24 protein-coding genes are annotated in these 18,189 nt (G+C 61.2%); 12 read left to right on the plus strand and 12 right to left on the minus strand.

The annotated features are described in order from the left end of the window. Window positions 1–148: 148 nt before the first annotated feature. Together C5L13_RS03420 and C5L13_RS03425 are read left to right on the plus strand one after the other, a co-directional pair. Window positions 149–1,042 carry a LysR family transcriptional regulator gene (locus C5L13_RS03420; RefSeq protein WP_105381812.1) on the plus strand — a complete coding sequence of 298 codons (894 nt, stop codon included), beginning with the start codon at window positions 149–151 and terminating at the stop codon, window positions 1,040–1,042. 86 nt (window positions 1,043–1,128) lie between these two features. Then, the gene (locus C5L13_RS03425) at window positions 1,129–1,464 is read left to right on the plus strand and encodes a hypothetical protein (protein WP_105381813.1); all 336 of its coding nucleotides are present in this window, start codon (window positions 1,129–1,131) and stop codon (window positions 1,462–1,464) included. A gap of 19 nt (window positions 1,465–1,483) precedes the next feature. Here the strand turns inward: C5L13_RS03425 and C5L13_RS03430 are convergent, their stop codons facing one another. From C5L13_RS03430 to C5L13_RS03440, 3 genes are all read right to left on the minus strand, one after another. Then, complete coding sequence (locus tag C5L13_RS03430) at window positions 1,484–2,806, minus strand: esterase/lipase family protein (RefSeq protein WP_158693374.1); 1,323 nt, start codon at window positions 2,804–2,806, stop codon at window positions 1,484–1,486. Between the two features lie 101 nt (window positions 2,807–2,907). After that, the gene (locus tag C5L13_RS03435; protein WP_105381815.1) at window positions 2,908–3,567 is read right to left on the minus strand and encodes a glutathione S-transferase family protein; all 660 of its coding nucleotides are present in this window, start codon (window positions 3,565–3,567) and stop codon (window positions 2,908–2,910) included. A 71-nt stretch (window positions 3,568–3,638) separates the two neighbouring features. Next, window positions 3,639–4,361 carry a gamma-glutamylcyclotransferase gene (locus C5L13_RS03440; RefSeq protein WP_105381816.1) on the minus strand — a complete coding sequence of 241 codons (723 nt, stop codon included), beginning with the start codon at window positions 4,359–4,361 and terminating at the stop codon, window positions 3,639–3,641. 169 nt (window positions 4,362–4,530) lie between these two features. Here C5L13_RS03440 and C5L13_RS03445 point away from each other — a divergent pair, with 169 nt between their 5' ends. Continuing rightward, window positions 4,531–5,424, plus strand: coding sequence for an alpha/beta fold hydrolase (locus C5L13_RS03445; RefSeq protein ID WP_105381817.1), 894 nt, complete (start codon window positions 4,531–4,533; stop codon window positions 5,422–5,424). Window positions 5,425–5,663: 239 nt separating this feature from the next. Here C5L13_RS03445 and C5L13_RS03450 read toward each other — a convergent pair whose 3' ends face one another. Further along, a complete protein-coding gene (locus C5L13_RS03450) occupies window positions 5,664–7,199 on the minus strand; it encodes a phospholipase D-like domain-containing protein (RefSeq protein ID WP_245423217.1) in 1,536 nt (511 codons plus the stop codon). Between the two features lie 226 nt (window positions 7,200–7,425). Here C5L13_RS03450 and C5L13_RS03455 point away from each other — a divergent pair, with 226 nt between their 5' ends. Beyond that, the gene (locus C5L13_RS03455) at window positions 7,426–8,313 is read left to right on the plus strand and encodes a branched-chain amino acid aminotransferase (RefSeq protein WP_105381818.1); all 888 of its coding nucleotides are present in this window, start codon (window positions 7,426–7,428) and stop codon (window positions 8,311–8,313) included. Window positions 8,314–8,334: 21 nt separating this feature from the next. Here C5L13_RS03455 and C5L13_RS03460 read toward each other — a convergent pair whose 3' ends face one another. From C5L13_RS03460 to C5L13_RS03475, 4 genes are all read right to left on the minus strand, one after another. Further along, window positions 8,335–8,646 (minus strand): type II toxin-antitoxin system RelE/ParE family toxin, encoded by a 312-nt coding sequence (locus C5L13_RS03460; RefSeq protein ID WP_105381819.1) that lies wholly within the window; start codon window positions 8,644–8,646, stop codon window positions 8,335–8,337. Window positions 8,647–8,652: 6 nt separating this feature from the next. Beyond that, window positions 8,653–8,889 carry a CopG family ribbon-helix-helix protein gene (locus C5L13_RS03465; protein WP_105381820.1) on the minus strand — a complete coding sequence of 79 codons (237 nt, stop codon included), beginning with the start codon at window positions 8,887–8,889 and terminating at the stop codon, window positions 8,653–8,655. Between the two features lie 79 nt (window positions 8,890–8,968). Then, a complete protein-coding gene (locus tag C5L13_RS03470) occupies window positions 8,969–9,715 on the minus strand; it encodes a sulfite exporter TauE/SafE family protein (protein ID WP_105381821.1) in 747 nt (248 codons plus the stop codon). 89 nt (window positions 9,716–9,804) lie between these two features. Further along, entirely contained in the window at window positions 9,805–10,128 is a 324-nt protein-coding gene (locus C5L13_RS03475) for a hypothetical protein (RefSeq protein ID WP_105381822.1), read from the minus strand. Window positions 10,129–10,300: 172 nt separating this feature from the next. Between C5L13_RS03475 and C5L13_RS03480 the strand changes: the two genes are divergently transcribed. After that, the gene (locus C5L13_RS03480) at window positions 10,301–10,903 is read left to right on the plus strand and encodes a superoxide dismutase (protein ID WP_105381823.1); all 603 of its coding nucleotides are present in this window, start codon (window positions 10,301–10,303) and stop codon (window positions 10,901–10,903) included. Between the two features lie 89 nt (window positions 10,904–10,992). Here C5L13_RS03480 and C5L13_RS03485 read toward each other — a convergent pair whose 3' ends face one another. Further along, a complete protein-coding gene (locus tag C5L13_RS03485) occupies window positions 10,993–11,457 on the minus strand; it encodes a hypothetical protein (protein ID WP_105381824.1) in 465 nt (154 codons plus the stop codon). A gap of 183 nt (window positions 11,458–11,640) precedes the next feature. Here C5L13_RS03485 and C5L13_RS03490 point away from each other — a divergent pair, with 183 nt between their 5' ends. Then, window positions 11,641–12,483, plus strand: a complete 843-nt coding sequence (locus C5L13_RS03490; RefSeq protein ID WP_105381825.1) for a metallophosphoesterase — start codon at window positions 11,641–11,643, stop codon at window positions 12,481–12,483. Window positions 12,484–12,497: 14 nt separating this feature from the next. Here the strand turns inward: C5L13_RS03490 and C5L13_RS03495 are convergent, their stop codons facing one another. Continuing rightward, the gene (locus C5L13_RS03495) at window positions 12,498–13,151 is read right to left on the minus strand and encodes a ThuA domain-containing protein (RefSeq protein ID WP_105381826.1); all 654 of its coding nucleotides are present in this window, start codon (window positions 13,149–13,151) and stop codon (window positions 12,498–12,500) included. Window positions 13,152–13,232: 81 nt separating this feature from the next. After that, complete coding sequence (locus tag C5L13_RS03500; protein ID WP_105381827.1) at window positions 13,233–13,922, minus strand: helix-turn-helix transcriptional regulator; 690 nt, start codon at window positions 13,920–13,922, stop codon at window positions 13,233–13,235. Window positions 13,923–14,055: 133 nt separating this feature from the next. On the opposite strand from C5L13_RS03500, the gene C5L13_RS03505 reads away from it, so the two are divergent. The 6 genes from C5L13_RS03505 (at window position 14,056) to C5L13_RS03530 (ending at window position 17,593) form a co-directional block, all read left to right on the plus strand. Then, complete coding sequence (locus C5L13_RS03505; protein WP_105381828.1) at window positions 14,056–14,688, plus strand: LysE family translocator; 633 nt, start codon at window positions 14,056–14,058, stop codon at window positions 14,686–14,688. A gap of 171 nt (window positions 14,689–14,859) precedes the next feature. After that, window positions 14,860–15,303 carry a c-type cytochrome gene (locus C5L13_RS03510; protein ID WP_105381829.1) on the plus strand — a complete coding sequence of 148 codons (444 nt, stop codon included), beginning with the start codon at window positions 14,860–14,862 and terminating at the stop codon, window positions 15,301–15,303. 173 nt (window positions 15,304–15,476) lie between these two features. Further along, window positions 15,477–15,920, plus strand: a complete 444-nt coding sequence (locus tag C5L13_RS03515) for a c-type cytochrome (protein WP_105381830.1) — start codon at window positions 15,477–15,479, stop codon at window positions 15,918–15,920. A gap of 65 nt (window positions 15,921–15,985) precedes the next feature. Continuing rightward, on the plus strand, window positions 15,986–16,900 hold the full coding sequence (locus C5L13_RS03520) for a cytochrome c (protein ID WP_105381831.1): 915 nt from the start codon (window positions 15,986–15,988) through the stop codon (window positions 16,898–16,900). 58 nt (window positions 16,901–16,958) lie between these two features. After that, window positions 16,959–17,222, plus strand: coding sequence for a type II toxin-antitoxin system antitoxin MazE (locus tag C5L13_RS03525; protein WP_105381832.1), 264 nt, complete (start codon window positions 16,959–16,961; stop codon window positions 17,220–17,222). Next, window positions 17,219–17,593, plus strand: coding sequence for a type II toxin-antitoxin system toxin MazF (locus C5L13_RS03530; RefSeq protein ID WP_105381833.1), 375 nt, complete (start codon window positions 17,219–17,221; stop codon window positions 17,591–17,593). The genes C5L13_RS03525 and C5L13_RS03530 overlap by 4 nt, the downstream gene beginning before the upstream one ends. 54 nt (window positions 17,594–17,647) lie before the next feature. Here the strand turns inward: C5L13_RS03530 and C5L13_RS03535 are convergent, their stop codons facing one another. Next, complete coding sequence (locus C5L13_RS03535) at window positions 17,648–18,136, minus strand: GNAT family N-acetyltransferase (protein WP_407070397.1); 489 nt, start codon at window positions 18,134–18,136, stop codon at window positions 17,648–17,650. Window positions 18,137–18,189: the final 53 nt, after the last annotated feature.

Consider the following 18,189-nt stretch of genomic DNA (forward strand, 5'->3'; position numbering starts at 1 on the left):
TCGACCGCGCCGAGTGGACGCCTTTATTGTTTGAGGAAACCCGCGCGCCCAGCCGATCTCCCCACCTGTGGGGATGGCCGGCAGGCCAGAGGGGGGCGGGAGCCACAGTGGTCGCGGTTTTGGAAATGGAAAGCGAGGATCGAAGACAATGGACAACCGGGCCGGTGAAATGGAAGTTTTCGCGCTTGCCGCGGAACTCAAAAGCTTTTCAGCCGCCGGGCGCAAGCTGAAGCTCTCACCATCGGCGGTGAGCAAGCTGGTGACGCGTCTCGAAAACCGCCTCGGCACGCGACTCGTCGTCCGCTCCACACGCCTGCTACAACTCACGCCGGAGGGCGAGACCTATCTGGCGCGCGCCCAGCGCATCCTGGCCGAGATCGCCGATACCGAAGAGGTCGTTTCCGGCGGCGGGCGCATGCTGCCGCGCGGTCCGCTTTCCATCAACGCTTCGGTCGGTTTCGGGGAACGATACATCCTGCCCCTTGCGGGAGAATTCCTGCGGCTCTTTCCGGAGGTACAGCTCGACATTACGCTGACCGACGACGTGGTCGACCTTATTCGCGAGCGGGTGGATATCGCGATCCGCCACGGGCCGTTGCGTGATTCGGCCCTGATGGCCAGAAAGCTCGGCGAGAGCCGGCAGGTGGTGATAGCCTCTCCAAATTATCTGCAAAAGCAGGGCACGCCGGAAACGCCGGACGATCTTGCCCGTCATAACTGTATCAACTTCAATTTCCGCAGAGCCGTAGAGGGCTGGCCTTTCCGTGATCCGAAAAGCGGTCGGCGCGACATCCTCCCCGTCTCGGGAAGCTTGAAGGCCAGCAGCGGTTCGATCATCCGGGAGTTCTGCCTTGCCGGCCTCGGCATCGGGCGTGTCGGCCGTTTCCATGTGGAGCCGGATATCGAGGCGGGGCGCCTTATTCCGGTCCTTGAGGATTTCAACCCGGAGGATATAGAGGAAATCCACGCGGTTTACGCCGGCCATGAGCATCTGGCGGTGCGTATCAGGACCTATATCGATTTCCTGGCGGCGCGTCTTTGATCATGCACTGTGTCCCAATCGCCTCATTCCTGCCATGGTTTGGCCGATTTTCTTGGGAAATCCGGTGGGCTCAGGAGAATCTGACCATGTCCGAACAACTCAACGAAATCCTTGACCGCCTCCGCGCCGAAGTCAGTGCCGCTTCCGCGGAGCACCCGCATCTCAGCATTCCCATGGAAGACCTTCGGTTGCTGGTTCAGACCTTCGAAATGCTGCATTCGGAGCGGGAGGAGCTGCGCCGCAAGGTGGTTCAGCATGATGATGTGATGGAGGCCGTGACGACCTTCATCGAGGCCTATCGGCAGAAATACAGCAACTATTCGAGCGGGGGCGTGCGCCCGAGCGCGGTCCTGCGGCGCGAGGTCCGGATGATCTGGGCCGCCATGCAAGGCCATGCGGTCGCGACCGACAGCAGCTTCTGACGTCTTTTCGCCGACGGCGCTATGTCCTGTTCTTGGCTTCCAGGCCTCCGACGAGCGGAGGCCGCCAGTTTTCCTTGCTGACGCCGGCGGGCGGCGAGCCCCAGGTATTGCCGTGCGTGTCCTTCTGCCTCTTGAAGAAGCGCACGATCAGCCGGTGCAGCATGTCCATATTCGGCAGGATGCCATGGAACCCGGCAAATTGTGTGGCAGCCCGGTCGGCCAGTTCCCAGTAGCCGTAGTCGTGAGGGCGAACGCAGACCAGCCGCTCCAGCGGAAGGAAATGCGGAATGGCGCCGTCATAGGGCACGGTGCCGTCTCCGGTGCGGCGCCGGAGGTCCTCGTCCGTGTTGCCCCACTTGTTGTCCCGGTCGCTGCTGCTGAATTCGAATTCCGGATGTCCCTGCCGTTGCGCGATCTTCAGCGCAACACGGGTATTGGCATCGACACCCATAACGCATAGCCAATCTTCGTCGGTCAGGGACGCATCCTCGAGCTTGAACCCGGCAAGCGCCTGACGCGTCGCTTTCGCCTCGTCGAGCAAGGCCTTGAAAAGCGCCCGTGCCTGTTGCTGCCGGCCTGCCGGCCTCAATCCGCGCAGCCGGATATATTCGGCGATCGTCTCCATGATCGAGGGTTGCCAGACGGCGGGCTCGAAGAGGCTTTTCGGCAACGAGGTGTCGTCGATGGCGACGGCATCGGGAAGATCCGGCAGAAGATGGTAGAGCGACGGCGTCATGCGCGCCGCTTCGCGCTCGCGGGAGCTCGGCGGCGAGGTGCCGAGATTAGCCGTTCCCGTGGTGATCTTGATGACCGCTTCAAAAGAGCCGCGATAGGGTGTCGCAAGCGTCACCACCTTCGCCACCTTCTTCTGGCTTCCGAATTTCCGCAGATAGTTGGTGATCACCAGGCCGCCCATGGAGTGGCCGACAAGATTGACCTTCGGATCGACGCCGTAGTTCTTCTTGTCGTAGTGGCGCATCAGCGAGGTACGATCGATCACCTCATCGATCATCCGCGCCAGCTGCTCGGCGGAATCATCGAGCGGCTGCCGCCAGTCGTAGGAAAAGGGGTAGACCGGCACCGGCTCGGTTTCCCTTGCCCTGAGGTTGTAGCGCAGCTCCTCGAGAAGTTCGCGGTAGCAGATTTCGAAGAGCTGGCCGCCGCGCACCAGCGCCGGTTCGGTCGCTTCGAAACGCAGGTTGTCCGGATGCAGCGCCGCCCGGTCGTAATCCTTCTGGATCACCGACCAGATCGTGTCGGCCGGAAGCGAATAGTGGTCGTCGAGATAGGTGGCGGTGATGCCGGGAACGACGATCACCGGATAGGGCAGGCCATCGAGCATCGAAGTCACCTTGCGCCGCATTGCCGAGGGAATGACTTGCAATACAACTACGGCAAGTCATCTTGCGTCAAGACAACCTTTTGGCTGGGTTTTCGGCCCCTTCAATCCCTGTCCGGCGCGCCGAGCGGGAAGAGCTGCCGATAGGGCCTGGCTTCGTCCACTGCACGCGCGAAGGAAGGGCGGGCGAGCAACCGGCTGCGATAGGCCCGGACATTGGCGAACCGGTCGGCAATTTCATGCGACCAGTCAGCATAAAAAAGAAACGGAGCGGCCGCGCAGTCGGCAAGGCTGAACCGGTCGCCAGCGGCCCATTCCCGTCCCGCCATCCGCTGGTCGAGCCAGCCATAGGCGGCGTCCAGCATGTCGCGCGCATCCTGCACGCCATAGGCATCGCGCTTGTCTTCCTCTCGGATGGCGTTGAAGACGATCTTCTGCTGCGGTGTGGAAATGTAGTTGTCGAAGAACCGGTCGAGCATCCGGACCTCGAGCGCTTCATCCGGATCGTTCGGGATCAGCCGGACCGGGCCGGGATAGTGCAACTGCATGTACTCGATGATGATCGTCGCTTCAAAGACCGGCTTTCCGTCGTCCACCAGCACCGGAAAGCGCTTCACCGGCCACATTGCGACGAGTTCCTGATAGGCCGAGGGATCGTCAGGCCCGAAAACGCGGGTATCGAAAGCGGTGCCGTTTTCGTAAAGCGCCGTCAGGACCTTCTGACAGTAGGACGAGAACGGATGAAAGTAGAGGACTGGACGCATGACGGCCTCCCAACCGATTGCATTGTGAAATCGGATTCTGCATAGCGTAACTGGTTCGACATTGCAATCGGTTATGCGTGTTCGGGAATCGAGGCCTTGGCATGCATCGCCCTGATCTCCTCCGCTACCAGTTCCTGCAGCCTCCAGAGATTGCGGTCGTGAATGCCGAATTCGGCAAGATGCACGACGGTATTGTAGAGATATTCCGCGCAGGAGCCGCGATGCCCGCAGGCGCGGGCAAGAACCGGCGCAACGTCGTGAAGCGGCAAGAGCGGGCGGACGAGCCGCTCGCTGTTGCCGCCCACCCAGAAGGTGAGCGCCTGCACAGTCTCCCCGTCCTCGGTCCTCACCGGCAGCCAGCGCATCGAAGTCAGGCTGTCGCGATTGCTGACCTCGCGGCGAAGTGCCTTCTCGATCTGCATCCGCTTTTCGTCGTCGGCCACCCGGTAGATCACTCCGTGGCAGCGCCCGCCGCGAGAAAGCACCATCATCAGCCCCGGTTGCGTAGGCGAGCCGCGGCCGCGTTCGATCCTGAGCGAGAAGGAGCGGTGCCAGCCGAATGCGGTTGCCCGCCGCGAGGCGATGGAATCGAAGCCCGGTTTCCAGATCAGCGAGCCATAGGCGAAGATCCATAGCGGCCTGTCGCCGATTTCCTGCGTCAGGCGATCCGTCAACGAGGCGTAATCCTCCTCGGTCATCGGCTGCCATGAGGGCGGAGGCCCCGGATCGGTCTCTTCGCGAAAGCAGAGATCGACCAGTTCCTGAGTGAGCGACATCCTGCGGATCTTCGGCATGGTTCCAGACGATTTGATGGTGCACAAGCCCCAACGGTGCAATCGCTGCGATCCGGAGTCAATCCGTTTTGCCGCGCTGCCGCATCACCGCCAATATGTTCTGCTGTAAGGGTCACGGATTATATCCGGCTGAAAGATGTCGAAATAAACATCGTCACGGAGGATGATCATGGACGTGATCCCGGACACCAGCCTCGACGAGATGCGGGTGAAACACAGATGGCTCGATCTTGCGGGCATGAAGGTTTTCTATCGGGAAGCGGGTAGGGCAGGTGCTCCCGTTCTGCTTCTGCCGCACGGATATCCCTGTTCGTCCTATGAATTCCGCGAGTTGATGCCACGGCTCGCTGACCGCTGGCACCTCGTGGCGCCGGATTTCCCCGGCAGCGGCTATACCGACACGCCGGACGGCTTCCGCTACGATTTCGACGGTTTTGCCGACTTCCTGGAGACCTTCACCCGGAAGCTCGGTCTGCTGAGGTTTGCCATCTATCTCCATGATTTCGGTTCGCAGATCGGCCTTCGCCTGGCGATTCGCGACCCGCAGCGGATCACTGCGCTGATCATCCAGAACGGCGATATCTACGAGGATGTTCTCGGCCCGAAATATGCGGGGCTCCAGGAATACTGGCGCCATCCGACGCCTGAAGCGAGGCAGAAGATCGCCGATGCGGTAAGCGAAGAGGGTTTCAGGGAGGAATTCCTGAACGAGGTGCGGCCGGAGATCGCCGAACGGATTTCGCCCGACCTTTGGAAACTGCATTGGTCGTTGATGGACGAACGCCGGCGCGAGATCGCCATCGGCATCATCGCCAAGCTTCGCGAGAACGTCGAATGGTTTGCGCGATACCAGCAGTATCTGCGCGACCACCAGCCTCCGACGCTGATCGTCTGGGGGCCGCAGGACGGCTACATGCCGGAAAAATCCGCGCGCGCCTATCTGCGTGATCTGCCGAAGGCGGAACTGCATCTGCTCGATGGCGGCCATTGGCTGCTGGAGACCAACCTCGACGAGGTTGTGCCGCTGATCCGCGGCTTCATGGGCCGGTTCCTCGCCGCCTGAAATCGTCCCGTCCCGGAGAAGTGGAGTTCCCGAACTGATGCGTTGGCTTTTTATTGCGGTTTTGTTGATCCTGGTCGGCTGTGTTCTGAGTATCGTCTGGATGAACGATCCTGGCCAATGGCCCCAGAGCGACAGTCGGCTCGACCCTGCCGACCCTTCCCATGCCAACCTCTTGCGGGGAGCTCCACCGCCACGAAATCCGTGAGTGAGGCAGGCAGAGTTCGCGTCCTGCCGCGATCTTACTTCGACCGTGCCGGCCTGCGATGGAACTTGTTCCGCAGGAAAGCGGATGTGCGATAGGTCACGCCGGCCGGGCGTTCCGGATCGGCCATGTCGGATTCTGCCATGAGTTCTTCGGCCGGCGTGAGTTCGCGAACCGGGACCGGGCGCAGGCCGCGGCCCTTGTCACGGTTCAGGAGGTCGATGGCGCCGATGACTGACCCATGCGCCTGCTTCAGTCCGTTTTGAACATCCTCTCGCGAGCAGCCGAGATGTTCGGAGAGCAGCGCATCACGTTCCTCCATGATCTTTCGGCGAAGCTCCGGCTGGTCTTCCCCGGCCTCCAGAATGAGGTCGCATTCCGTATCGTAACCCATTGAGCGATTGTTGAGATTTGCCGAGCCGATCTTGAGGACATGGTCATCCGCGATCATCAGTTTTGCGTGCACATAGATCGGTGTGCCGGCGTCGTTCACCGGATAGTATATGCGGAATCGTTTGTGGGTATCGGCTTCCTGGACGAGCTTCATGAGCCTTACCCGGGCCGAATCCATCGCCTTGGCTTCCAGCCAGCCCTCCGCTCCGGCCGGATTGATGAGCACGATTTCCGGCCCGTCCCGTTCGCGGAGGCGCCCGGCGATGGCCTCGGCGATGCGGCGGGAAGCAAAATACTGGCTTTCCACATAGAGGGTCTTTTTCGCCGCGGCGATGATCGCGAGCGTTGCGGTCTCTATTTCGGTCACCTGCTTCCGCTCGAGATATTCCGGGGCGGTGCGTGCTATGCCGACGTCGATATCTTTGTATTCGGCATTAAGATCCTCCGGCCACGGGTCGCTTTCCACCACATGGCGTTCGAGTATTTCTCCGGTTGCCGTCTTCCAGCGTTCGCGGGCAAGCTCTCCAAGGGCCGCCGCCAGCGGACCGGAGCAACAACTCGTCGCGTCGTGCCACGGCGCTTCCGCAAAGCCCATGGGAGAACGCCGAGCCGGATCGCCCTCGCGATGTTCCCGCGTATCCCATCGGCCCGCCGTCATGTCGATGCCACCGCAGAAGGCAAGGCGGTCATCGACGACCAGCAGCTTCATGTGATGGGCCGACGTCAGCGGATGCGCGGCATCGAGCTTCAGATGGATGCGGTCGCTGAAAAGCCAGCGAAGAATGTAGAAGGGTGTCTCGCCGCGTGTCAGCGAAGCCAGAAGGCCCACGTCCCATTTGAGGATCCGGATGTCGATCTTGTCGTTCTTCTTGGCAAGCGCGTTGAGAAAGCGCCCCAGCTTGTCCGGCCGCTGTGCATCTTTTCTTCCCGGCTCCAACTCGATGCGCGTATCGAAGTCCCAGCCGATCAGGTAGATCGAGCGCTTCGCCTTGAGCATCGCCTGCTTGGCATAGTGAAAGAAATCGGCGGCGTCGATGATGACCGAAAGCCGCTCGGCCCGGGCAATCCGCCAGCAGCTTTCGCCCTCTGCCAACAAGGAGATCATGTCCAGCCAGCCTCGTTCCTGCCACGTCTCGCCGGCGTCGTGACTGCCTTGACGCGCGGCGGAGCGGGAACGCATCACCGGCCCCGGAGTTCCCTGCCGCGTCCCTCCCCAAATCGCATGATTTTTTGTGATGCATCCATTCTCTGCGATGCTGGCAATCGGAAAAGCTTTGCAAGTTCAATGGGCTGGCATGAGGATACAGTTCCCCGGCCATGGTCGGTCGGCAAATTTCTCCTTGACCTTCCCGGTGGCTCGGGACTTCACTCGGCGCGCAATTCGAAGAACGTCAAGGAGAATGCCAATGGCCGTCGATACATCCGCCCGCACCAGCACCTGGACCTTTGTGGATGGCGAGTGGCTCGAGGGTAATCCGAAGCTGATCGGCCCGACGTCGCACGCCATGTGGCTCGGCTCGACGGTCTTCGATGGCGCCCGCTGGTTCGACGGCATCGCGCCCGATCTCGACCTGCATTGCCAGCGCGTCAACCGCTCGGCCAGGAACATGGGCATGAAGCCGGTGGTGAAGGCGGAGGAAATCGAGGCGCTCGCCTGGGAGGGCGTGAAGAAGTTCGACGGCAGGACCGCGATCTACATCAAGCCGATGTATTGGAGCGAGCATGGCATGCCCTTCAGCGTCGTCACGGCGGACCCGGAATCCACCCGTTTCGCACTCTGCCTCTTCGAAGCGCCGATGCACACCGCAAAGCCGTCTTCGCTTACCGTTTCGCCCTATCGCCGCCCCAACCCGGAAGCGGCGATGACCGCCGCCAAGACCGGCAGCCTCTACCCCAACAGCGGCCGCATGATCCTGGACGCCCGCAACCGCGGTTTCGACAATGCGCTCGCCCGCGACATGAACGGCAATGTCGCCGAGACCGCCTCCTCGAACATCTTCATGGTCAAGGACGGCGTGGTGATGACGCCGGTCGCCAACGGCACCTTCCTTGCCGGCATCACCCGTTCGCGCGTCATCGGCCTTTTGCGTCAGGCAGGCTTCGACGTCCGCGAAACGACGCTGACGGTCGACGACTTCATGGATGCCGACGAGATCTTCACCTCGGGCAACTATTCCAAGATCGTCCCGGTCAACAAGTTCGAGGATCGCCAGCTGCAGGAAGGTCCCGTCGCCCGCAAGGCGCTGGAAGTCTATATGGACTGGGCCCGTTCCACGAGCGGCGACGACGTCTGAGGTCTGGGACGGCGGCGGGTTTTAAGGAGCGTTGCCGTCTTCACTTTCAACCGCGTCCGGCCATTCGCGCGCGCCATATTGGACGAATAACACTTCGATCTGGTTTTCCATCACACGATAGGCAACGATGTAGGGTGTGCCGACAATGACGAGTTCGCGTGTCCCCTGGATTTCACCGGGCCTGCCGATGAAGGGATTGGACGACAAAAGCAGCTTTGTCTTGGAGTGGATGTCGTCGATCGTACGTGCAGCGGCACGTGGATTACGCTCGGCGATATAATCGCCGATACTCGTTAGCTCCCGAAGGTAGCGTCTGGTGAAAACGATGCGCACGTCTGCCTAGGCCGGACCGTATCTGTTCAACACGGCAGCGATTTCCTCTTCCGTCGCGAATACGCCGTTTTCCGCTTCGGAAAGCCCGGCTTCTACGCCCGCAACCCATTTCTCCTGCCAGGCAAGTGACCGCCCGTGCGCCAGGGCATCTTCGATAATCTGTCCGCGTGTCAGCTTGGAGCGCGCTGCAAGTCGATCGATGCGGCGGCTCAGGTCCTCAGAGATGTCTGCGCTGTTTTCCATTACGTCAATCTGCCATATCCCGGCGCTTGCCGCCAGACCGGTTCACTCCACCCGCGGTCCTGCCATCCCGCTTTCTCCCTCAGAAGAGCCGGATCGCGGCCGTGCCGATGATGATGAGCGACACCGCGATCATCAGCGGCTTCACCGGTAGTCTCCGGACGATCAGCGCGCCGAGCGGGGCGGCAAGAACGCCGCCGATGATAAGGCCGACGGCCGAGGACAGCTCCGACCAGCCGAGCGCCAGAATGAAGGTCAGCGAGATCACCGTCGTCACGGCGAATTCGGTGAGGTTGGTCGAACCGATGACCTTCTTCGGATCGTGACCGCGGCCGAGCAGGCTGCTGGTCACGATCGGCCCCCACCCACCGCCGCCCATGGCATCCAGCACGCCGCCCCCGGCACCGACAAATGGCACGATCCAGTCGCGCACGTCCCTCGGCCATTTCGGCTGGAAAGCCTTGTAGAGGATGAAGAGGCCGATCGCGATCAGATAGGCCGAGACGAAGGGCTCGATCGCCTTGCCGTCGATATTGGAGAGCAAATAGGCGCCGATCGCTCCGCCGAGCATGCCGGCCGGCGCCAGCCGCCCAACCAGTCTCCAGTCGACATTGCGGTGGTAGAGATGCGAGAGCCCGGACGCGGCGGTGGTGAAGCACTCGGTGACATGCGTCATCGCGCTTGCCACGGCAGGCGGCACGCCGACAGCCAGCAGGCTGGTGGTGGTCAGCACCCCGAATGCCATGCCGAGCGCGCCGTCGACGATCTGCGCCAGGAAGCCGATCACAATGAAAATCAGGAAGTCGGACGCCAGAAAGTCGAGTGACATGCAGCCTCCTTTTTGCCGCTGGCTGTCGCTCTCAATTCGTGGATGCGATCAAAGGTTCCCGCTTGGCGGGATCGGCATCCGGCCACTCCTCACCTCGGCAGCGTCACCTTCAGCACATCCGGTCCGAGTTCGCTGCCGAGTTCGACCGCCTTGGTCTGCTTGTCCATGACGCAGATATGGCTGATCTGAACCTTGGCGCCCTTCGCCTTTCCGGTGACGATGGCGAGCCCGAATTTTTCGCTGCCGAAGGGGTCGACGACCACTTTCGGCGCCTCGATCATGCCCTTGGCGGCTGCCAGGCATTTCTGTTCCACGTCCCTGGCGAATTCTTTCCATGCATCGTCCGAGGAGGCGTGGGCAGCGGCAAGGCCGGCCGCGGTCACGAGGGCGGCAAGAGCAAATTGGGACTTCATGGCGAGCGCTCCGAATCGGTGATGTAGCCCTTTTCTTTTAAGTCCGAAATTCCGCAAGGTCTTGGCTCGATCGGCTTGATTTTTGGCAGTTTCACCGTTGCCTCTTGCCCAGTGCGCACCTATGTTCCCGCACGACGTCTATTCAAGGTGTTTGCCGAAAAGGAGTAAGACAATGGCTTTCGAACTTCCCGAACTCCCATACGACTACGAAGCGCTTTCGCCCTACATGTCGAAGGAGACGCTGGAATTCCACCACGACAAGCACCACAAGGCCTATGTGGACACGGGCAACAAGCTCGCGGCCGAAGCCGGCCTGGGCGACCTTTCGGTCGAGGAAGTCGTGAAGAAGTCCTTCGGCACCCACCAGACCCTCTTCAACAACGCAGCCCAGCACTACAACCACATCCATTTCTGGAAGTGGATGAAGAAGGGCGGCGGCGGCACCTCGCTGCCGGGCAAGCTGCAGGCTGCGATCGACAGCGATCTCGGCGGCTACGACAAGTTCAAGGCCGATCTCATCGCCGCCGGCACGACGCAGTTCGGCTCCGGCTGGGCCTGGGTTTCCGTCAAGGACGGCAAGCTCGTGATTTCCAAGACCCCGAACGGCGAAAACCCGCTCGTTCATGGCGCCGAGCCGATCCTCGGCGTCGACGTCTGGGAACACTCCTATTACATCGACTACCGCAATGCCCGCCCGAAGTATCTCGAAGCCTTCGTCGACAACCTGATCAACTGGGATTACGTGCTCGAGCGCTACGAAGCGGCAGCGAAGTAATTTTCGCTCGCAACTGAAAATTTAGAGGCCTCAGCCGATGGCTGGGGCTTTTTTGCTTTCGGATTCCGTAAAGCCAAAATAGCGAATGCTCAGCTTTTTTCTGAAAGCCTGGGGATTGGCTGGCTTCCCGCTCCAGACCGTGAAAACCGTCCCGCCAGGAACAGCCAGAGAATAACGAACACGGGCATCGGCAGGAGCGATCTGAGCGCCAGCCATTGCTCCGTCGGCAGCATAAGGCCGATGACGCTGACAAGCACGATGAACGCACTTCCGGCGAAAAGCGTCAGATAGGCCTGCTGCCATTGAGCGACGGGGACCGGCGATCGCGTCTCGAGCATGAGGCGTTGTGCAACTCCACGAAGCCGTGCAAGCAGCAGGAAGAGGATAGCTGCCGGCAGGAAGGCCAGCGCCATCCGTGTCCTGACGGAAGAATCCGTCTGCTCGAACGAGGCGTATGCCAGAAGTCCGAGGTTATAGGTAATAATGGCATTGACGACGAGGATGACAAAGGATCGCCAGAATAGCGCCCACAGAATGCGCAGATAGCTTGCCAAGCCAGATACCCCAAAATTTTCCGACATTCGCCGCCAGGTGCGACGTGCCTGTCACAAAAGCATGACTTTGCTGCAGTTATTGCAGTGTGTCGGATCGTCAATGGCGATTGACGCGGCGTTATTGTGCAACGCATAACCTCGTTGCCCGCCCTTCACGCCATCCGCGATTTGTGGTTCCGCCCTATGCTCCAAGAAAAACCTCTCCTCCGCTTCGGCGTCATCGCCGATCCGCAATATGCCGATGCCGAGCCTTGGGCGGAACTCGACCGCTACTACCGCAACAGCGTGGCGAAGCTGCAGGAAGCCGTCGGCATTCTGAACGTCGAGGATCTGTCCTTCGTGGTGACGCTCGGCGATCTCATCGATCGCGACTGGGAAAACTACGATGCGATCCTTTCCGTCTACGAGGGGCTGCGCCACGAAAGTTTTCTTCTGCCCGGAAATCACGATTTCTTCCTGTCGCCGGAGCGGCTGGACGATGTGCACGCGCGGCTCGGCATGCCGTCCCGCTGGCATGATTTTTCCCGCGGGGGGCTCCGTTTCGTGGTAATCGACGGCAACGAGATCAGCCTGTTTTCGACGCCGGGCGGTCACCCGCGCCACGCGCTGGCGCAGCAGCAGCTGGAGGCTTTGCAGGCCGCGGGCGCCATCAACGCCAAGGAATGGAATGGCGGCATCGGCGAAGAACAATTCGCCTGGCTGGAAGACACGCTGGAACGCGCCAGGGCTGCGGGCGAAAAGGTCGTGGTCACGGGGCACTATCCGCTCTATCCGGCCAACGAACATAACCTCTGGGGCCACGAACAACTGACAAGTCTCTTCGCCCGTTCGGGCAATGTCATTGCCTATCTGAACGGCCACAACCATGCCGGCAATCTCGGCCGCGACGGCACGACCTGGTACGTCAATTTCAAGGGCATGGTCGATACCGAGGCGGAAAACGCCTTCGCCGTCGTCGAAATCTTCCCCGACCGCATGGAAATCATCGGCCACGGACGCGAGGAAAGCCGCACGCTTCCTTTCTAGGCACGTTTTGCCTTCTAGGGATGCGTGTCCCGCGCCGCCCAGGATAGCCCGCGTTTGAGGATGGTGCGCATATGCGGATGTTCGAACTCTGCCGCCACATGGCCGAGGGCGGAATAAAAGACCCGTCCCCGGCCGAAATACCGCTTGAAGACGACGGGCATCACCACGTTCCGCACCGCCTCGTCATATTCGCCCGAGAAGGTCGTGGTCGCCAGGATTTCCACCGACGGATCATAATGCAGGTAATACTGCTCCGATCGGTAGTTGAAATCCGGAATGCCCTGCATCAGCGGGTCGTTCGGCCTGGTGATGTTGACGCGGTAATCGATGATATTGCCGGGATGCGAAACCCAGGTCACGCCGGCCACGTAATGAAATGCCGGGCTTTCCTTGAAGGAGGTCGCCAGCGCGCAGTGATGGCCGCCGAGCCCAAGCCCGCCGCGCACCGCTTCGACAAGAGCCTTGGCATGCGTCTTTTCAATCGTCTCGCCGGTGACGATCGGCACCAGAAGATCGGCTTCGGCGATATGCGGAGAGCCGAAAATCCCGAGATCGCCGGTGATATCCACCGAAAAACCGGCTTCGCCGAGCATCTCTCCGACGATCCCGGCGCATTCCTCCGGCTCGTGGGTTCTCGATCCTCCCCAGACGATGATCGCCTTGCGCATTGATCCGCTCCCGTGGCTGGCTGTTCCCGATGATGCGGGCGCAACATAGGGGTAAAGCTATCGCCTGTCAGGCCGGCATTGTCAGAGGGCCGAAGCCGCCCAACCCTCAACCCACAAGGCTCGGAGTTTCTCCCCTTCGCCGCGGAAAAAGTCGTCCGCCGGCCCGCAATGCTCCACGCGGTCGGCGCGAAAATTGCGGATAGCCTCCCGAAGCTCGCACCAGGCGACGATATTGGCCGTCTGCGAATAATAGATGAGCGCGATCGGCCGGATCGTCCGCTCCGTCGCCCGGCCCAACTCGTCGCGGTAGTCGAGCGCCAGCTTCTGCTCGTCGCGAATCGCGCGGCGCACCATGGCAAGGTCGACCGCTTCCGGTACCGGCGCCGGCGAACCCCAGGCATGCAGCGCATTGTCGGAAAACAGGCCCGCCAGCGGGGGCGGCACGACGCCCGCGATCTTGCGATTCACCTGTTTTGCCGCCTGTTTGAGCCCGGTATCGCCGGTGCGCTCCAGAAGCGCCAGCGCCAGCACGATCGCCTCCGTCTCCTCGATCGACAGCATCAGGGGCGGCAGGGTGAAGCCCGGCCGAAGGATATAGCCGATGCCGCGCCCGCCCTCGATCGGCACCCGCATGGCCTGAAGCGCTGCGATATCCCGGTAGATGGAGCGCGCCGTCACCTCGAGCTGCACGGCAATTTCGGCCGCCGTCACCGGCTTTCTGGCGAGCCGCAGAATCTGGATGATCTCGAAGAGGCGCGAGGCCTTGCGCATGCTTTTTCTCACCGCCGAAACGACCGCAACTGACAGAACGCTGTCAGTTGGTCTGCCGTATAGGACTTCATATCCGGTTGAAAAACAAGGCTCTCCCTTTCAGGGGGCCGCAAGTGCTACAAGAGAAACTGACATGACCTATACGGAAAACCTCTGGCTCTTCTTCACCCTTCTCTTCGGCATCATCGTCGTGCCGGGCATGGACATGATCTTCGTGCTCGCCAACGCGCTGACCCGCGGCCGAACCGCAGGTCTTGCCGCCACTGCCGGCATCATGCTGGGCGGGTTGGTGCATTCGCTTTATGGCGCGATCGGCGTCGGGCTGCTGGCAAGCCTGATGCCGGTGCTGTTCAGGCCGCTCCTCATCGTCGGGGCGCTCTATATGGCCTGGATCGGCATCAGCCTGATCCGCAGTTCCATCACCGTCGACCACGTGGGGCCCGCCGACACCCGCTCCAACTGGGAGGCGTTCAGGCGCGGCGCCGTCACCTGTCTCATCAATCCCAAGGCCTATCTCTTCATGCTCGCGGTTTATCCGCAGTTTCTGAGGCCGGATTTCGGGCCTCTCGCGCCGCAGGCTGCGGTCATGGCGGCGATGACGGCGGCAACCCAGCTTGCAATCTACGGCGGGCTTGCGGTGGCGGCGGGGCGGGCACGAACGCTTCTCGTCGGCAACAGCAATGCTACCATCTGGGTCGGACGGATCGCCGGTCTGCTGCTGCTCGGCGTCTCGCTGCTCACCCTGTGGGAGGGGGTGAAGGGGTGATATCGGCATGGCCCGAAATCGGGCGAACGCGCGGGCAGGGGCAGCCAGGCTAGAGATTTGATTCCTAAGACAATCTCACTGTTTTGTTACTTCATTGTCATCGGCTGGGACGTCATGGTGCGGCGCATCATCGAGATCGCCCGGATTCGATGCCAAAGAGGAGAATGCTTTATGCGCCTTAAGTCCATAGCCCTGGCGGCCGTTGTCGGCTGTCTTGGTTTGTCCGTTGCCGTTGCTCAGGAGGGACCTCAGGTTCAGCGCCAGAGCCAGATGAAAGCCGTCGGTGGTGCTCTCGGCGCGCTCGGTGGCATCGCCAAGGGCGAAAAGCCCTACGAGGCCGCGACGGTAACTGCCGCTCTCACCACCATCAGCACGACAATGAAGGCTTTTCCCAATCAGTTTCCGGCAGGGACAGAATCCGGTTCGGATTCGGAAGCTGCTCCGGCTGTCTGGCAGAACCCGAAGGACTTCCACGCCAAGGCGGAAAAGCTTGCTGCCGAAGCGGACAAGCTGCTCGCCGCCGTCCCGGCCGATCAGGCAGGCGTCGGCGCTGCGATGAAAACGCTCGGCGGCACCTGCGGCGACTGTCATCAGACCTACCGCATGAAGAAGTAGCGGCCATGCGCGGGAGCGGGCGGCTGTTTTTCCGCTCCCGCCTTCCTGTAGGCCGTCCGTCGCAGAACGTTGAATATTATCACTGCCTTGTTACTTCCTCCCGTCGAGCACCCATCGCATCGTGAGCCGTTGTCAACACACCGGCCCTGCCGGCTCATGGGAGGAATGTGCACATGCAGTTGAGGTCTTATGCCATTGCGGCGGCTGCCGCGTGTCTCTGTCTGTCCGCAGCGTTTGCGCAGGAGGGGCCGATCGCCACCCGGCAGGCGCTGATGAAGGGGAACGGACAGTCGGCCGGCGCACTGGGTGCGATCGCCAAGGGCGAGAAGCCATACGATGCGACGGTGGTGAAGACGGCGCTGACGACGATCAGCACCAATATCAAAGCCTTTCCGGAACAATTCCCCGCCGGCTCCGATGCGGGAAAAACCAAGGCTTTGCCGATAATCTGGGAAAAGCCGGATGACTTCCGCGCCCTGGCGACAAAACTCGGGTCCGAGGCCGACGCCTTGCTCGCCACCCTGCCGGCGGACAAGGCCGGTGTGGCGGCGGCATTGGGACGGCTCGGGCCGATCTGTTCCGACTGTCACAAGACGTACCGGGCTCCCATGAACTGATCGGTGGGACCGGAAGCCGGCGGCTATCCGCCGCCGGCCTTTCAGGAATATTGAAGGAGAAGAGCATGGCGTCTCGGTGGGCGAAAGTCTTGGGTGCCGGCGCGGTCATCGTTGCAATCGGCGCCGGGATAGCCTGGGCGCTGACAAAGCCCGATCCGCATCCGGAAAGCTATTGGGCCAATCTCGGAGAACCGGATCTCGGCAACGGCGAGCAGCTGTTCTGGGCTGGCGGCTGCGCAGGCTGTCACGCGGCAAAAGGGGCTCAGGGCGATGCCTTGAAGGTGATGTCGGGCGGACGCGCGCTGCCGAGCCCCTTCGGCACCTTCCATATCCCGAATATTTCGCCCGATCCGTATGCAGGCATCGGCAACTGGACGCTCGCGCAATTCGGCAATGCCATGACCCGTGGCGTCGGTCCGAACGGCGAACATCTCTATCCGTCCTTCCCCTACGGCTCCTATGCCCGCCTTTCGGCAAAAGATGTCAACGATCTGTTCGGCTATCTGAAGACGCTGCCGGCAAACTCCAACATCGCCCCGCCGCACGAGCTCGGTTTCCCCTACAATATCCGCCTTGGCGTGGGTGTCTGGAAATATCTCTATTTCAACGATCAGCCGCGCGTCGAGCTCGCTTCGGCCGACGAAAAGGTGAAGCGCGGTCAGTTCCTCGTGGAAGGGCCTGGCCATTGTGGCGAATGTCATACGCCGCGCGATCCCATGGGTGGCTTCCAGCCCGACCGTTGGCTGGCCGGCGGTCCCAATCCCGAAGGCAAGGGCAGCATCCCCAATATCACCCCGGGGTCGAAGGATGTCGGTTCCTGGAGCGAGGGCGACATTGCCAATTATCTCGAAACCGGCTTCACGCCTGATTTCGACAGCGCCGGCGGCTCCATGGTCGAGGTCCAGCAGAACGTCGCGCACTTGCCGAAGAGCGATCTGGAGGCAATCGCCGCTTATCTGAAGGCGGTGCCGGGGCGGTAGTTGTGCTTGCAAAGGCATCCTTGTGTGCTACATTTATAGCACACAAGGATCCCTTTGCATGACTATTACCACCAAGATCAGGCGCCAAGGCGGTGCTGCGGTCGTCACGATCCCGCCGGCGGTTTTGAAGATGATGCAGGTTGAGATCGGCGATCAGCTTTCTCTTGCTGTTGCCAATCAAGAGCTTGTCGTCCGCCCCGTCAAAAGCAAAAAGCGTTACAAGTTGAGCGAGCTGCTTCAAGGGCAGGAGATCATTTCCGGATTGAATGCGGAATTGGCCTGGGCGATGGAAGGGGATCCCGTAGGACATGAAGTTTCATGATGGTTCGGAGCAACGTTCCGAACCGTGGTGATGTCTTCTGGGTAGATCCCAATCCCGTTGCCGGGCGCGAGATGAAGGACAGGCATCGTTTCGTTGTTATCACGCCGCGCGAAATCAACATGCTGGGCGTGAGCATGACGGTGCCGATCACGAGTGGCGGCGCTTTCACACGCAGTGCGGGTCTCTCGGTACCGATTTCGGGACATGATACGACCGGGGTTGCGGTCTGCAACCAGGTCCGCAGCTTCGACATACCGGCACGTGTTCAGCAAAAGACGGCGCGCTATATTGAAACGCTGGACAAGTCGACCATCGATGAGATTGTCGCTCGGGTCGTAAGCGCCATCGACCCCGCGCCGGAGCAGGAGTGAAGCCGAGCATATTATCTGGCCAAGGCCGCCGGATAAGCCCTGGCCAAATCCGTTTCAGGCCAGCGCCTGCATATAGCGCATGCCGGTCACCGGGCGCGGCTTGAAATCCATGTGCTCGTAGAAGCGGTGTGCCGCGAAGTTGCCGGTCGCGGCGCTGACCGAAAGGTAGTCGCAGCCGGCGGATTTAGCGGTTTCCCGGGCGCGGGCGACGAGATGCTGGCCGATGCCGTGGCCGCGATGGCCGTCACGCACGAAGAGATGGTGGAGGTCCATGCCGCGTGTGCCTTCCTGGGCTCTGTAGAGCGGCACGAGGATGGCGTAACCGATCAGCCCCGAGCCGGTATCGGCAACAAGCGCGGTGATCCAGGGCATGGGACCGAACAGATCGCGTTCCAGCTTTTCAGACGTGATGGCGGCGGGGTCGTTGTGATGGGCGGCGAGAGCCGCGATCATCTCGTTGAGTTCGGGCAGGTCGCGCGGCTTGGCGTTGCGGATGGTCACAACGGGCGGTCTAAGCAGTGAAATTTCGGTATCTTCAGTCATTTCCGGCATCCTTTTTCGGTCTTGTGTAGCCGTCAGGTGCCGTTTCTCATGAA

Origin of the sequence: Neorhizobium alkalisoli, from assembly GCF_002968635.1 — a bacterium.
Taxonomy (GTDB): domain Bacteria; phylum Pseudomonadota; class Alphaproteobacteria; order Rhizobiales; family Rhizobiaceae; genus Neorhizobium; species Neorhizobium alkalisoli.

Coding starts and splice junctions, on each gene's coding strand:
- C5L13_RS03420 (WP_105381812.1), top strand. CDS start 149: ATGGACAACCGGGCCGGTGAAATGGAAGTTTTCGCGCTTGCCGCGGAA.
- C5L13_RS03425 (WP_105381813.1), top strand. CDS start 1,129: ATGTCCGAACAACTCAACGAAATCCTTGACCGCCTCCGCGCCGAAGTC.
- C5L13_RS03430 (WP_158693374.1), bottom strand. CDS start 2,806: ATGCTCGATGGCCTGCCCTATCCGGTGATCGTCGTTCCCGGCATCACC.
- C5L13_RS03435 (WP_105381815.1), bottom strand. CDS start 3,567: ATGCGTCCAGTCCTCTACTTTCATCCGTTCTCGTCCTACTGTCAGAAG.
- C5L13_RS03440 (WP_105381816.1), bottom strand. CDS start 4,361: ATGCCGAAGATCCGCAGGATGTCGCTCACTCAGGAACTGGTCGATCTC.
- C5L13_RS03445 (WP_105381817.1), top strand. CDS start 4,531: ATGGACGTGATCCCGGACACCAGCCTCGACGAGATGCGGGTGAAACAC.
- C5L13_RS03450 (WP_245423217.1), bottom strand. CDS start 7,199: ATGCGTTCCCGCTCCGCCGCGCGTCAAGGCAGTCACGACGCCGGCGAG.
- C5L13_RS03455 (WP_105381818.1), top strand. CDS start 7,426: ATGGCCGTCGATACATCCGCCCGCACCAGCACCTGGACCTTTGTGGAT.
- C5L13_RS03465 (WP_105381820.1), bottom strand. CDS start 8,889: ATGGAAAACAGCGCAGACATCTCTGAGGACCTGAGCCGCCGCATCGAT.
- C5L13_RS03470 (WP_105381821.1), bottom strand. CDS start 9,715: ATGTCACTCGACTTTCTGGCGTCCGACTTCCTGATTTTCATTGTGATC.
- C5L13_RS03475 (WP_105381822.1), bottom strand. CDS start 10,128: ATGAAGTCCCAATTTGCTCTTGCCGCCCTCGTGACCGCGGCCGGCCTT.
- C5L13_RS03480 (WP_105381823.1), top strand. CDS start 10,301: ATGGCTTTCGAACTTCCCGAACTCCCATACGACTACGAAGCGCTTTCG.
- C5L13_RS03490 (WP_105381825.1), top strand. CDS start 11,641: ATGCTCCAAGAAAAACCTCTCCTCCGCTTCGGCGTCATCGCCGATCCG.
- C5L13_RS03495 (WP_105381826.1), bottom strand. CDS start 13,151: ATGCGCAAGGCGATCATCGTCTGGGGAGGATCGAGAACCCACGAGCCG.
- C5L13_RS03500 (WP_105381827.1), bottom strand. CDS start 13,922: ATGCGCAAGGCCTCGCGCCTCTTCGAGATCATCCAGATTCTGCGGCTC.
- C5L13_RS03505 (WP_105381828.1), top strand. CDS start 14,056: ATGACCTATACGGAAAACCTCTGGCTCTTCTTCACCCTTCTCTTCGGC.
- C5L13_RS03510 (WP_105381829.1), top strand. CDS start 14,860: ATGCGCCTTAAGTCCATAGCCCTGGCGGCCGTTGTCGGCTGTCTTGGT.
- C5L13_RS03515 (WP_105381830.1), top strand. CDS start 15,477: ATGCAGTTGAGGTCTTATGCCATTGCGGCGGCTGCCGCGTGTCTCTGT.
- C5L13_RS03520 (WP_105381831.1), top strand. CDS start 15,986: ATGGCGTCTCGGTGGGCGAAAGTCTTGGGTGCCGGCGCGGTCATCGTT.
- C5L13_RS03525 (WP_105381832.1), top strand. CDS start 16,959: ATGACTATTACCACCAAGATCAGGCGCCAAGGCGGTGCTGCGGTCGTC.
- C5L13_RS03530 (WP_105381833.1), top strand. CDS start 17,219: ATGATGGTTCGGAGCAACGTTCCGAACCGTGGTGATGTCTTCTGGGTA.
- C5L13_RS03535 (WP_407070397.1), bottom strand. CDS start 18,136: ATGACTGAAGATACCGAAATTTCACTGCTTAGACCGCCCGTTGTGACC.